The organism is Rhodococcus sp. 14-2496-1d (assembly GCF_002259365.1).
Classification (GTDB): Bacteria; Actinomycetota; Actinomycetes; order Mycobacteriales; family Mycobacteriaceae; genus Rhodococcoides.
Map to the genome: position 1 here is coordinate 253,338 of NZ_NPFV01000028.1, position 13,547 is coordinate 266,884.

The window sequence follows — 13,547 nt, forward strand, 5'->3', positions numbered from 1 at the left end:
AATGAGCCAGGGGGGCGCGAGTGGAGCCTGCGGAGTGGTTCGAGATGGTTCGGTTACGGTTCAGTGATGGACGCAACCACCGCCGGCCGCACCTCTCGCGCGCTCGAATTGATCCACTCGATGACCTATTTCCTTCCGGAGACGCAGGATGCTCTGGTCGCAACCGGGTTGGCGCCGCGGGCCTGCTATTTCGCGGGTCGAGCTGCACCACTGGGGCGCGTCGGTGCGGGCGTCGTGACCGCCACGTTCTACAACTTCAATCGGGAGCTGGTGGCACCGCTCATCCCGGCGGCCTGGGACATCACGTCACCCGACGAGATCATGGCCATCCGTTACGCCACTCTCGATGCCGCCTTCGGTCGACTGCTGGGCCCCGAGGTTCTCGAATCCGCGGACATGGCCGAGGCCGCGGACCTGGCATCGATCGCGGCCCGGGGGATTCCCGGTGACGACGGTCGACCCCTGTACGCGGCGTATGCAGAGCTCGACTGGCCGACAGCTCCGCATCTCGTGCTGTGGCACGCCCTCACTCTCATCCGTGAATACCGCGGTGACGGTCACATCGCGGCGCTGCAGACGGCGGGCCTGAGCGGTCTCGAAGCGCTGATCACCCATACCGCCACCGGATACGGGTTCGAGAAGGAGTTCGCCCGCAAGCGTCGAGGGTGGTCGACCGAGCAGTGGGACGCGGCGGTCGCGTCTCTGGCCGATCGAGAGCTGCTCTCGTCCGACGGTGCACTGACCCAGGACGGCAAGGATCTCCGAACGTTGGTCGAGGACATCACCAATGACCTCGCTGTTGCGCCCTGGGCCGCCCTCGGTGAGGACGGTGCTGCTCGGCTGGTCTCGATCGCGACGCCGTGGCGCGAGTCGATCGTCGGCCAGGGCGTCATTCCCGCCGGCGTCTTCGGGCCCGCGCTCACGAAGAAGTGATCCGCCTCAGCTGGTGATGTCCTTGGTGCCGAAACGTCGCCACGCGATCAACCCGAACACTGCCGCGTACGTGATGGCGGAGAACGATCCGACCACCATGTCGTTCCAGTCGATGCTCGTTCCGAATGCGTCGATCCACGAGTTCGCGTAGTGCCCGGGAAGGTAGTTGCGGAGCGATCCCAGCGCCGTGATCTGATCGAGGATCTGCATCAGAATCGACGTCATCACGGCACCACCGACGGCCCCGAGCGGGGCGTCGGTGAGTACCGACAGCAGCATCGCCAGGCCGGCCACCCACAGCAGGTTGATGCCGATGTACGCGACTGCGATCAGCAGCCGCACCAGCGAGGTGCCGTAGGGCAGTCCCTCACCCAGCGGGGTGATGAGTGATTCGGCTCCGTAGAGCACGGTTCCGATCAACAGCGACACCCCGACGAGCACGGCGATCGCCACGCCGGACAGCGTCGCCGACACCAGAGCCTTCTGCGTCAGCAGTCGACTCCTTGGCACGGGAATGGCCAGCAGGTACCGCAGACTCGACCACGACGCTTCGCTTGCCACCGAGTCGCCGAAGAACAGGGCCACCACCACGATCAGCAGAAATCCGACCGACATGAACAGAGCGAAGACCGTGAAGTTCATACCGCCGCGAGTGCCGAGCTCGATGAGCCCGTCGGCATCGGAGTCCGCATTCGAGCTGCCGACGGTGAAGGCGATGGCCAGGATCACCGGAAGCAGGGCCAGAAAGCCGATGGCCAGCTGAGTGCGGCGACGTCCCAGTTGCCTGCGCAACTCGGTACGGAACGGCAAGGTGCTGCCGCCGGTGTACCCGGCAGCGCGCCCGTCTGCGTGTGTGGTGCTCATGCGCGATCCTTGCTGGTGTCGGTCCCCGGGTTGTCTCGGTGGACGAGGTCGAGGAAGACGTCTTCCAGGCGCGTCGATTGCGAGAATCCGCGCACCGAGACCCCCGAGGTGACGAGTTCTCTGATGACTACTGCGGCATCCGCATCGGTCAGGTCGACGGTCACGGTGCCGTCGTCGACGATCACCGCGCCGTCGTGGCCGGAGGCGTCGAGCACCGACTGCGCGCGGGTGGCGTCGTCGACCCTGATCTCCGTCTGTCCGCCGGCCGCGGTCAGTTCGCGGACGGTACCGGAACTGATCACCGATCCGCGATTCATGACGACCACGTGGGTGCAGGTCTGCTCCACCTCGGCGAGCAGATGGCTCGACACCAACACGGTTCGACCGGTTTTCGCGTAGTTGATCAGCACATCGCGCATCGTCCTGATCTGTGGTGGGTCGAGTCCGTTGGTCGGTTCGTCGAGGACCATCAGGTCCGGCAGCCCCAACATGGCCTGGGCGATCGCGAGCCGCTGCCGCATACCTTGGCTGTAGGACTTGACCTTGCGTTCGATCGCGGTGCCGAGGTCGGCGATCTCGAGGGCTTCCTCGAGGTGAGCGTCCTCGATCGGGCGACCTGTCGCTTCCCAGTACAGCCGCAGATTCTGTGTTCCGGTCAGGTGCGGCAAGAAGCCGGATCCCTCGACGAAGGAGCCCAACCGGGACAGCACCGGGGCTCCGGGGGTCACCTTGTGGCCGAAGACTCGAATGTCGCCGCCGGTGGGCGTGATCAGGCCCATCAGCATGCGCAGGGTGGTGGTCTTTCCTGCGCCGTTCGGCCCGAGGAGACCCAGAACCTGGCCCTGCTTCACCTCGAAGCTGACGCCGTCGACGGCGCGGAAGCCGTTGGAATACGTTTTGGCCAGATCGGTGATCACCAGGGGAGTGTCGATGAGGTCCTCGTCCACTTCGGCGACTGCGCGACGTCTGGTCCGCACGATTCCGGCGACGATCGCACCGGCGACCGCCAGCAGGACGATTCCGATGCCGACGAGTGGTGCCACCGGAACGGTGCTGTCGGCGCTCGCCTCGGCGGGGACGGTGGGCAACGCGATGGTGTCGTCGGTCAGGGCAACACTGAACTGCGCCGGCTCGAGTGGAACGGCGTAGGCCTGATCTGTGGTGGAGATGCTCAGTTCGAGGCGATGACCCTGCTGCACGGTGTAGCTGATGCCAGGAAGCGCAACCGTGACGTCGACGGGATCGATGCCCTCGGTAACGGGCAGTCGGATCGCCGAGACCGCCCCGCCCGGAAGCGTTCTCGTGCCGTTCGGCGCAACGTCGTAGAGCTTCGCGAACAGAACGGCTTGATCGGGTGACGCCAGCGACGCCACGCGCAGGTTCACCCGCGGGGCACCGGTGATCGTCACGGACGACTCGACGGGATCGCTGGTGAACGTTGCCGACTGGCCCGGCAGGTCCGCGGTCAGGGCTGCTCCGGCCCCGGTCGATCCGAGAGTCGAGAGCACCGAGCCCAAACCGGGTACCGACGAGATCGCCGACGGCGATGCTCCGGGTGGACGAATGATCGACTGGTTCTCGGCGGTGGGAGTGAACGTCACCGATCGGGTCTGCGTGGGATCGGACGCGGGGGTCAGTCCCGGGTAAGCAGGAGCCGTCATTCGGCGGTCACGATCGCCGCCGCGCTCGTCGGCTGCCCGCTGAGTGGAGTAGACGAACGGCTCGGCGTCGGTGCCGGTGCCGGTGCCCCGCAATGTCGTGTCGAAGAAGTCGGCGATGGCTCGATCGCTCGTGCCGTCGGTTCCGCCTGCATCGTGGCCACCGTCGAACCATCGCACGGTGACGTTCCCACCGGCTGCGGCGATCTGACGTGCCGTTGCGTCGGCCTGGTCGAGACCGAACAGTGTGTCCTGGGTGCCCTGAACCAGCAGCGTCGGTGCCGTGATGTTCGACGCCACCGCGACCGGCGAGTGAGCCGTCAGCAGATCGAGCAACTGCTGGCTGGGGATTCCGGTCACGGCGGATTCGGTGTAGGCGTCGCAGAATTCGGGTGCGAATCGTCCGCAGGCCGAGGTGCCCTCGGAGGTGCCGGAATCGGTGCTGTCGTCGCCGTTTCCGCCGGGTGGTGCACTCGCTGCGCCCACTCCGAAGAACACTCCGGCCCAGCCGCGCTTGAGGACGCCGGGTCCGCCGTACTCGGCAGCTGCGGGAGTGGCGATGTCGCCGAGGGCTTCTCGGCCTTCGACCGAGGTGACGCCGTAGTTGGGAAACAGGGCCTGACCCAGGTCGTTCCAGGTGATCGCTGCGGCTATCGAATCGATCCGGGGGTCGGTGCCGCCTGCGCTCAGTGCCAGTGCGCCGCCGTAGGATCCGCCGGCAACTCCGACGTGCGGGTCGCCGGGAGCGTCCAGTTCCACCTCCGGTTGTTCGGCGAGCCAGTCGATGAGTCCGCGTGCGTCGGCGACCTCGCGATCGGGGTCGTTGAGCGAGATCGAACCCGTGCTGTCGCCGAACCCGCGTGCACTGTAGGCGAGCACCGTGTACCCGCGAGCAGTGAGATCACGTGCCTCCCCGTCGACCGAGTCCTTGCTGCCGCCGAAGCCGTGGGCGAGCAGCACCGTCGGCGCGGGCGTGACGGAGGGTACGTAGAGACGAGCGTCGATGTCGACGGTGCCCGTCGACCCGGGGTCGTCCGGTAGCGTGATGCGCGCTTCACGCGTGGATGTGTCGGCGCTCGAATCCTGGGGGAGGAAGACGAATGCGAGGGCGACCAGCGCCAGAACCGCAATCACGGCGGCACCGACAGTCATGGCCCGTCTCGACAGTGGCGGGCGGGGAATCGGCATGGAAACCAATGTATGTGAGTGGCGCGGATCGTGTTGTTCCCCAAGTTCACGTGCCGATCGGCCGGTTCCGGCTAATGTCAGCGAATCAGTCCCCGGACCACGTCTTTCGGTCCTGTGACTTGCACCAATCGAGTTCGACCAGAAGTGTCACATCTGTGTGTGACCGACAAATGGAGGAATGAATGAGCGCCTACCGCACCGTCGTCGTCGGGACCGATGGCTCCGAATCGTCACTGCGGGCAGTGGAGAAGGCCGCGGCTCTCGCGGGAGACGCCGATGCCACCCTGGTGATCGCTTGCGCGTACTACCCTGCCGATCCGAAGGACACGTCCGCTGCCGCCGACGCATTGCGCGAGGACGCCTATCAGATCACCGGGTCGGCACCGACGCGTGAGATTCTGCGCACGGCGCGCGAGCACGCCACCAAGGCCGGTGCGAAGAACATCGAGGAGAAGGCGATCGTCGGTGCTCCCGTCGAGTCGCTGCTGGCACTCGTGGACGAGGTGAAGGGCGACCTGCTCGTCGTCGGCAACCGCGGCCTGAACTCGTTGACCGGCCGCCTGCTGGGCTCGGTTCCGTCGGACGCCGCGCGCAAGTCCACCTGCGATGTTCTGATCGTGCACACCGTCCGCTGATCTCACCCCGCACACACCAACGGCCCGCCCGTCGAATCGACGGAGCGGGCCGTTGGTGTGTGCGGTTCTCTACGCTTCCGGCTCGAACGGCTGCAGCGCCGAGAGTTCACCCGGCAGTGCGTTCACGTGCACCACGCCGAGTCGCTGCGTGGCCCGGGTGAGGGCAACGTACAGATCGTTCATGCCTTTGACCGAATCGTTCACTATGGCACCGGGTTCGACGATGAGCACCGAGTCGAACTCGAGTCCCTTGGCATCCTTGACAGTCGACACGGTGACCAGTTCCGAGGCCAGATGGCGGAATCGGTCGACGTGGTCTGCGGGAACCAGCACCGCGCTGAGGCCAGGGCGCGGGTGATCGGCCACTCGCTTCTCCACCGCGGTGACCAGATCTGCCGCTGCCACCCGTTGAGCCCACGGCCGGGTTCCGGTGCTGCGGATGGACCGCGGCTCGGACTGCTCGGGATCGATGGCAGCCAACACATCGTGTGCCACGGCCATGATCTCGGACGGTGTTCGGTAGTTCACCGTCAGTTCGGTCAGCTTCCAGCGCTTGGCGACATACGGTTCGAGAACCGAACCCCACGACGAGGTTCCGGCGGGATCACCGGTCTGCGCCGTATCGCCCACCAGTGTCATCCACCGATTCGGTATGCGCCGCATCACCATTCGCCACGCCATCGCAGACAGTTCCTGCGCCTCGTCGACGATCACGTGCCCGTAGGTCCACGTTCGGTCACCGGCGGCCCGTTCGGCCGTCGTGAGTCGCTGACCCGAATTCTGGCGTCGTGCAAGCTGATCGGCATCGATGAGGTCGTAGGCCATCAGGATCTCCGGATCGAGTTCGTCCTCTAGGTCCTGAGGTGCCGAACCGGTCAGGATGTCCAGGGCACCCTGAGCGTCGGCGATCTGGCCGCGCCATTGTCGTTGCGCCTGTTCACGTTCGGCTGCGTCGTCGACGCCGAGCAGTTCGGCGAGCTCGTCGAGCAGGGGAGCGTCGGCCGACGAGAAGCCGTTGCCCCGACGGACGAGTGCCTCACGCTCCGCCTCATCGAGCGCAGGCGCGGCCGACGCGATCTTCTCGGGAGATGCGTAGAGGTCGCGGAGAACCTGCTGGGGAGACAGATCCGGCCACAGTTCGTCCACGGCGGCCATGACGTCCTGATCCTCGCGCATCTCGTCGCGCATGTCCGCGATGTCGTCGGCGCTGAGCAGGCTGGACCCGTCGACGAGATTCTGCCCGAGTTTCGCTGCCAGCTGGTTGGCCAACTGGTCGATGACCGAGGACACGAACAGCGGCCGAGCCAGGTTGTGCGGTCGCCGGGACGAGCGAGCGCGACCACGAGCCCTGGTGACGATCTTGCGATCGAGCGTGATGTCGTAGGTGTCGAACTTCAGTCGACGGGGCTGCGCGGGGACTTCCTGACGGTCGCGTACCGCCTGGGTCAGCACCTCGACCATCGACAGTCTGCCCTTGACCTCGGTGGCCAGGGCCGAATCTTCCCGTTGCGCACGAACTCCCGGGTAGAGGTCACCGATCGTGGACAGCAGGACGCCCGTCTCGCCGAGCGACGGCAGCACCTGCCCGATGTAATCGAGGAACGTGGCGTTGGGTCCGATGATCAGCACACCGCTCTTACCGAGCTGCTGGCGGTAGGTGTAGAGCAGGTACGCGGCGCGGTGCAGCGCGACGGCTGTCTTACCGGTGCCCGGTCCGCCCTGAACCACCAACACGCTGCGATGCTGCGAACGGATGATCGCGTCCTGCTCGCTCTGGATCGTCTCGACGATGTCGTTCATCTGACCAGTACGTGCGGCATCGAGAGCCGAGAGCAGCGCACCTTCGCTCGCGACACCGCCTGCCACGGCGGCATCGCTCGACGATCGGGCAGAGTTCAGGTCGAGAAATTCGTCGGCGATCGACGTCACTCGACGACCACGGGTGCGAATGTGTCTGCGCCGCAACACGTTTTCGGGTGCGGCGGGTGTGGCCAGGTAGAACGGCCGGGCCATCGGTGCTCGCCAGTCCAACAGCAGAGTCTCGTAGTCGTTCTTGTCGTCGAGAATTCCGACGCGGCCGATGTAGCGCTCGGGCCGATCGTCGACCTTGGGGTCGAGGGACTCGGGATCGAGGTCGATGCGCCCGAAGCACAGTCCGTTCTCGGCCGCGTCGTACTTGGCGATGTCCTCGGTGTACATCTGGTTGAACGATTCGCGTTCGCTACGGGCCTGCGGGGTGCCGCCGGTCTCGAGCAGCACTGCGCGCAATCGGTTCGCGGCGTATTCGCGTAACGCGTCGAGCTGCGTGTAGAGCCGCGTCAGATGCGCTTGCTCGAAGTCTTCTTCGATCGGCACATCGGGGTTCGTCGATGTGTGGCCGTCGTCCGGCAAAGGGTCTCCTCGGGAGTTCGGCCGAGGCGAAGATATCGCCTCGAAATCAGCCAGAGCAGTCTACGTCGCACAACGGCCCTGCCGCAGAACCGCTGGTTCCGGGGCAGGGCCGCATCTGTCGTTCGTGCTGTCGCGAGGAACTACTTCGCGTACTGCTGCAGCTTCTTGTCCAAGTTCTTCTGAGCCTTGGCGACTCGCTTCTCGAGCTTGGCGCGAGCCTGCTCGGTCACCTTCTCGAGTTCCTTGCTCTGCTTCTCGGCGCGCTTGCGGGCGCGCTTGCTCAGCGTCTCGACGCGATCGGACGCCAGATCGGCCCACGTGACCCCGCGCTTCTGTGCTTCGTCGGCGAGGACGGAACCCTTCTCGGCGGCCAGATCGGCGAGCTTGGACGCGCGCTTCTGCGCGACATCGGCCAATTCACTGCGACGATCGGCGGCGAGGTCGACGAGCTTGGAGCCGCGCTTCTGCGCGAGCTCTGCCAGGTCGGTTCCGCGATGCGCTGCCTTGTCGGCGAGCTTGGAGCCGCGCTTCTGCGCCTCGTCGGCCAAGTCGCTGCCGCGGTCGGCGGCGAGCTCGGCCAGCTTGGATCCACGCTTCTGTGCTTCCTCGGCGAGCACGGATCCCTTGTCGGCGGCCAGGTGAGCCCAGCGGTTCAGTGCCGGCTGAGCGACGTCGGCGAGCTCCGAGCCCTTGTCGGTGGCGATGTCGGCGAGCTTGGCCAACTTGGGCTGGGCGGCGTCGGCGAACTTGGCCAGCTTCGGCTGTGCAGCCTCGGCGAGATCGGCACTGCGGCTTGCGGCGATCGACGCGATTTCCTTGACACGCTCACCGGTCTCGTGGGTGGAGTGTCCGGGCAGTGCCGAGACGACGCTCTCCTGCGCGCGACGTGCTGCTCGCTTGCTCCGCCATGCCACGGACGGCTTGCCCTCGGTGTCGACGGCTGCGATGAGCAGTCCGCCGAGCAGGCTCAGGTTCTTGAAGAAATGGATACGCTGCGCAGCCTTCGCCTCCGGGTCGGTCTCGTTCCAGAAGGCGTGTCCGGCGAGTGTCGTCGGTACGAGACTTCCGGCGAGGGCGAGAGAGGCGATCCGCGGTGCCTTGCCGGTGGCCAGCAGAATACCGCCGGCAACCTGGATACCGCCGTTGATGCGGACCAGCGTCTCCGGGTCGTTCGGCACGTTCGCAGTGACGTCGTTGGGAAGGGCGTCCTTGCTCTGCTCGATCAGCGGAGTGGCGACCTGCGCCTTGCCGGTGGGATTACGGAGTGCGTCGACGCCCCCTGCGATGAAGATCGTAGACATCAGCGGACGGGCGATACGGCGGACCAGCATTGACAGCCTCCTGCGTAGTTTCTCGTGTCATCGGCGGTGGAACGTTGGACGGCACGGCGATCCGAAAACCTACCGCTGTGCGTCCTTTTGTCACACTATTCATACCCCGTGGTTCGCGGTCTCAAGCACGCCGATCGTCACCAGCCGCGGGCGCGCCATTCGTCCAGGTGAGGGCGCTCGGCCCCGAGCGTCGTGTCCTTTCCGTGGCCCGGGTAGACGACGGTCTCGTCGTCGTAGCGGTCGAACAATTTCGCCGTTACGTCGTCGAGCAAGCGGGTGAAATCCTCGGGGCTGCCGGTCTTGCCCACGCCACCGGGAAAGAGTGAATCTCCGGTGAAGAGGTGGGTTCGAGCGCCGTCGGCATCGGTCAGTGCGAGGGCGATCGAGCCGGGGGTGTGTCCGGTCAGGTGCACAACATCGAACGTGAGCTCGCCCACCGACACGGTGTCTCGATCGGCCAGCAGTCGGTCCGGCGTGACGGGCAGCGGCTCGGCATCGAGTTCGTGGGCTGCCGTCGGGGAGTCGGTACCGCCGGCGATGTCCGCCAGCGCCTGCCAGTGGTCGGCGTGCTGGTGAGTCGTCACGATGAGTGAGAGCGTCGGCGCGTTCTCGTCGATGAGCGACGAGATGCGGTCGGCCTCGTTGGCGGCGTCGATCAGAACCGACTGACCTGTCGCGGAACAGACGACGAGGTAGGTGTTGTTGTCCATGGGGCCGACCGACATCTTGGTGATCGTCGCTCCGGGAATCGTTCGCCGCTGCGGCTGCGAACCCTGCGAGACGACGCCGGTGTAGTTGTCATCGATGACCATGAGGTGCTCGTCCATTTCGAGGACGCTACCGTCGTCGACGGCACGATGGGCGGCGGGGTCGCGGACGTGGAAAAGTCTGTCGGTGCCTGGATCTACCATTGCAACCGGGTGAGGTTCGTCCCTCACCGCAACAGGTTTTCGACGTGGGGTCCACGGTTACACGACGTGTGACCGATGCGTCGGCATCACACGTCATCACGCGACTCGAAGGTCATGCAGTGCTGCGACGCAGCAACTCGGCTGGACGTGCTCGTTCGGAAAGAAGGGAACACAGTGGCGGATCGCCTGATAGTGCGAGGTGCGCGGGAGCACAATCTGCGAGGAGTCGACATAGACCTGCCTCGGGATGCGCTGATCGTGTTCACGGGTCTGTCCGGATCGGGCAAATCCTCTCTCGCCTTCGACACGATCTTCGCCGAAGGGCAGCGTCGCTACGTGGAGTCGCTGTCCGCATACGCGCGGCAGTTCCTCGGCCAGATGGACAAGCCGGACGTCGACTTCATCGAGGGCCTGTCGCCTGCGGTCTCCATCGATCAGAAGTCGACCAACCGCAACCCGCGTTCGACGGTGGGCACCATCACCGAGGTCTACGACTACCTCCGTCTGTTGTACGCGCGTGCGGGAACGGCTCACTGCCCCGTGTGTGGCGAACAGATCGCGAAGCAGACTCCCCAGCAGATCGTCGATCAGGTGCTGGACATGGAGGAGGGCCTGAAGTTCCAGGTGCTCGCCCCGGTGGTGCGCACCCGCAAGGGCGAGTTCGTCGACCTGTTCGATTCGCTGAACACTCAGGGCTACTCACGTGTTCGCGTCGACGGCGTCGTGCATCAGCTCACGAGCCCGCCGGTGCTCAAGAAGCAGGAAAAGCACGACATCGAGGTCGTCGTCGACCGCCTGACCGTCAAGTCGAGCTCGAAGCAGCGTCTGACCGACTCGGTGGAAACCGCCCTGCGATTGGCCGACGGCATCGTGGTCCTCGATTTCGTCGATCGTGACGAGAACGCATCGGACCGTGAGCGCCGGTTCTCCGAGAAGCTCGCGTGCCCCAACGGTCACCCGTTGTCCATCGACGATCTCGAACCGCGGTCGTTCTCCTTCAACTCGCCGTACGGTGCGTGCCCGGATTGCGTCGGCCTCGGCGTGCGCAAGGAGGTCGACCCGGAACTGGTCGTTCCCGACGGCGATCTCAGCCTCGCGGACGGTGCCATCGCACCGTGGTCGATGGGCCAGACGTCGGAGTACTTCGGCCGCCTGCTGTCCGGGCTCGCCGACGCCATGGGGTTCGATCTGAACGCGCCGTGGAACAAGTTGCCCGCCAAGGTCAAGCGCGCGGTCCTCGAGGGCAGCGACCACCAGGTGCACGTGAAGTACAAGAACCGCTACGGCCGCACGCGGTCGTACTACGCCGAGTTCGAGGGTGTGATGCCGTTCCTGCACCGTCGGTTGGAGCAGACCGAGTCCGAGCAGATGAAGGAACGCTACGACGGCTACATGCGCGACGTGCCGTGTCCCACGTGCAATGGCGCCAGGCTGCGGCCCGAAATTCTGTCGGTGACGATCTCCGCGGGCGACTTCGGGCCGAAGTCGATCGCCGAGGTGTGCGAGTTGTCGATCGCCGACACCGCAGATTTCCTGAACAGCCTCACCCTGGGTCGCCGCGAGGAGGCAATCGCAGGTCAGGTTCTCAAGGAGGTGCAAGCTCGTCTCGGTTTCCTGCTGGACGTCGGTCTGGAGTATCTGTCACTGGCCAGGACCGCCGGCTCGCTGTCCGGTGGCGAGGCCCAGCGCATTCGACTCGCGACCCAGATCGGATCGGGACTCGTCGGCGTTCTCTACGTCCTCGACGAGCCGTCGATCGGACTGCATCAGCGTGACAACCGCCGGCTCATCGACACGCTGACCCGGCTGCGTGACCTCGGGAACACGTTGATCGTCGTCGAGCACGACGAGGACACCATCCGCACCTCGGATTGGATAGTCGACATCGGTCCGTTGGCGGGTGAGCACGGCGGACGCGTCGTGCACAGCGGTTCGTACGAGGACCTGCTGACGAACGACGAATCGCTGACCGGTGCGTACCTGTCCGGGCGGATGGAGATTCCGCTGCCCGACACCCGCCGGGTCGTGGACAAGAAGCGTCAGGTCACCGTGGTCGGAGCCCGCGAACACAACCTCCGCGGCATAGACGTCAGCTTTCCGCTCGGCGTACTGACCTCGGTCACAGGGGTGTCGGGTTCGGGCAAGTCCACCCTCGTCAACGACATCCTCGCGACGGTGATGGCGAACAAGCTCAACGGTGCCCGTCAGGTTCCAGGGAGGCACACGCGCATCAACGGCCTCGATCAGCTCGACAAGCTCGTGCGGGTGGATCAGTCGCCGATCGGACGCACGCCACGCTCGAACGCCGCAACGTACACCGGGGTGTTCGACAAGATCCGCACGTTGTTCGCGGCGACCACCGAGGCCAAGGTGCGCGGCTACCAGCCCGGCCGATTCTCGTTCAACGTCAAGGGCGGCCGGTGCGAGGCGTGCTCGGGAGACGGCACACTCAAGATCGAGATGAACTTCTTGCCGGACGTCTACGTTCCGTGCGAGGTCTGTGAGGGTGCGCGGTACAACCGCGAGACACTCGAGGTGCATTACAAGGGCAAGACCATCGCCGAGGTCCTGGACATGCCGATCGAGGAGGCTGCCGACTTCTTCGAGGCGATTACCTCGATTCACCGCTACCTCAAGACGCTCGTCGAGGTCGGTCTCGGGTACGTCCGCCTCGGCCAACCGGCAACGACGCTGTCCGGCGGCGAAGCGCAACGCGTCAAACTGGCCGCGGAACTGCAGAAGCGCTCGACCGGCCGCACGGTCTACATTCTCGACGAACCGACCACCGGCCTGCACTTCGAGGACATCCGCAAGCTGCTCGGCGTCGTGAACGGCCTGGTGGACAAGGGCAACACGGTGATCGTGATCGAGCACAATCTGGACGTCATCAAGGTCTCGGACTGGGTCATCGACATGGGCCCCGAAGGTGGTTCCGGAGGCGGAATGGTTGTGGCGCAAGGTGATCCGGAGGCCGTTGCGGCCGTTTCCGAAAGCTACACCGGCAAGTTCCTACAGGAGGCGCTCACCCGCGAGTCGGTGGTCGCTCCTCCGGTGAAGACGGCTCCGAAGAAGCGCAGGCCTCGCAAGGTCGCCGCCGTCCGATGAGTGGAGCAGCCCGATAGAGGCACCCGCCGGATTCACACCCCGGCAACGACGAAGCCGCATCCGGTGCTCACCGGATGCGGCTTCGTGCTTCTGTCGACTTCGCCGGCGTTCTGCTCAGTGCACCGGGCCGGTGTACTTCTCGCCCGGGCCCTTTCCCGGCTCGTCCGGGTGGGCCGATGCTTCCCGGAATGCGCGCTGCAGTGCCTGCAATCCGTCGCGAATGGGCCCGGCATGGGGGCCGAGGTATTCCACCGATGCGGTGACCAGGCCGGCCAGTGCGGTGATGACGCGTCGTGCCTCGTCGAGGTCCAGGTAGGGGCTCTCCGCGGGATCCGGCTCGGAGAGTCCCAGCTTCTCGGCCGCAGAACTCATCAGCATCACCGCAGCGCGGCTGATCACCTCCACAGCGGGGACCTCGGCGAGTTCACGGACTTCGGGCTCGGCACCCAGGGGATCGGCGCCTGCGGAATCGTCGGGATTGGGGGAGCTGGTCATGCCTACGAGAATCCCACGCCTCCCGCTGGGGAGAGC

At 65.6% G+C, this 13,547-nt stretch carries 9 protein-coding genes; 3 read left to right on the top strand and 6 right to left on the bottom strand.

All coding sequences use genetic code 11. The annotated features are described in order from the left end of the window. The first annotated feature begins 66 nt into the window (after nt 1–66). Entirely contained in the window at nt 67–933 is an 867-nt protein-coding gene (locus tag CH296_RS21340; RefSeq protein ID WP_094685701.1) for a hypothetical protein, read from the top strand. A gap of 6 nt (nt 934–939) precedes the next feature. On the opposite strand, the gene CH296_RS21345 is transcribed toward CH296_RS21340, so the two are convergent. Further along, a complete protein-coding gene (locus tag CH296_RS21345; RefSeq protein ID WP_032394302.1) occupies nt 940–1,797 on the bottom strand; it encodes an ABC transporter permease in 858 nt (285 codons plus the stop codon). Then, nucleotides 1,794–4,643, bottom strand: coding sequence for an alpha/beta fold hydrolase (locus tag CH296_RS21350; RefSeq protein WP_094685702.1), 2,850 nt, complete (start codon nt 4,641–4,643; stop codon nt 1,794–1,796). Before CH296_RS21350 ends, CH296_RS21345 begins: the two co-directional genes overlap by 4 nt. Before the next feature lie 182 nt (nt 4,644–4,825). Here CH296_RS21350 and CH296_RS21355 point away from each other — a divergent pair, with 182 nt between their 5' ends. Further along, the gene (locus CH296_RS21355) at nt 4,826–5,278 is read left to right on the top strand and encodes a universal stress protein (RefSeq protein ID WP_032378962.1); all 453 of its coding nucleotides are present in this window, start codon (nt 4,826–4,828) and stop codon (nt 5,276–5,278) included. A 69-nt stretch (nt 5,279–5,347) separates the two neighbouring features. Here CH296_RS21355 and CH296_RS21360 read toward each other — a convergent pair whose 3' ends face one another. The 3 genes from CH296_RS21360 to CH296_RS21370 form a co-directional block, all read right to left on the bottom strand. Continuing rightward, nucleotides 5,348–7,669: an ATP-binding domain-containing protein gene (locus tag CH296_RS21360; protein ID WP_032394300.1), complete on the bottom strand. Its 2,322-nt coding sequence runs from the start codon at nt 7,667–7,669 to the stop codon at nt 5,348–5,350. A gap of 140 nt (nt 7,670–7,809) precedes the next feature. Continuing rightward, complete coding sequence (locus tag CH296_RS21365) at nt 7,810–9,000, bottom strand: DoxX family protein (RefSeq protein ID WP_094685703.1); 1,191 nt, start codon at nt 8,998–9,000, stop codon at nt 7,810–7,812. Nucleotides 9,001–9,137: 137 nt separating this feature from the next. Next, nucleotides 9,138–9,827 carry an MBL fold metallo-hydrolase gene (locus CH296_RS21370; RefSeq protein WP_032394298.1) on the bottom strand — a complete coding sequence of 230 codons (690 nt, stop codon included), beginning with the start codon at nt 9,825–9,827 and terminating at the stop codon, nt 9,138–9,140. A 258-nt stretch (nt 9,828–10,085) separates the two neighbouring features. Here CH296_RS21370 and uvrA point away from each other — a divergent pair, with 258 nt between their 5' ends. After that, entirely contained in the window at nt 10,086–13,016 is a 2,931-nt protein-coding gene (gene uvrA / locus CH296_RS21375; protein WP_094632464.1) for an excinuclease ABC subunit UvrA, read from the top strand. Nucleotides 13,017–13,130: 114 nt separating this feature from the next. Here the strand turns inward: uvrA and CH296_RS21380 are convergent, their stop codons facing one another. Continuing rightward, a complete protein-coding gene (locus CH296_RS21380; protein WP_052049360.1) occupies nt 13,131–13,511 on the bottom strand; it encodes a DUF1844 domain-containing protein in 381 nt (126 codons plus the stop codon). Nucleotides 13,512–13,547: the final 36 nt, after the last annotated feature.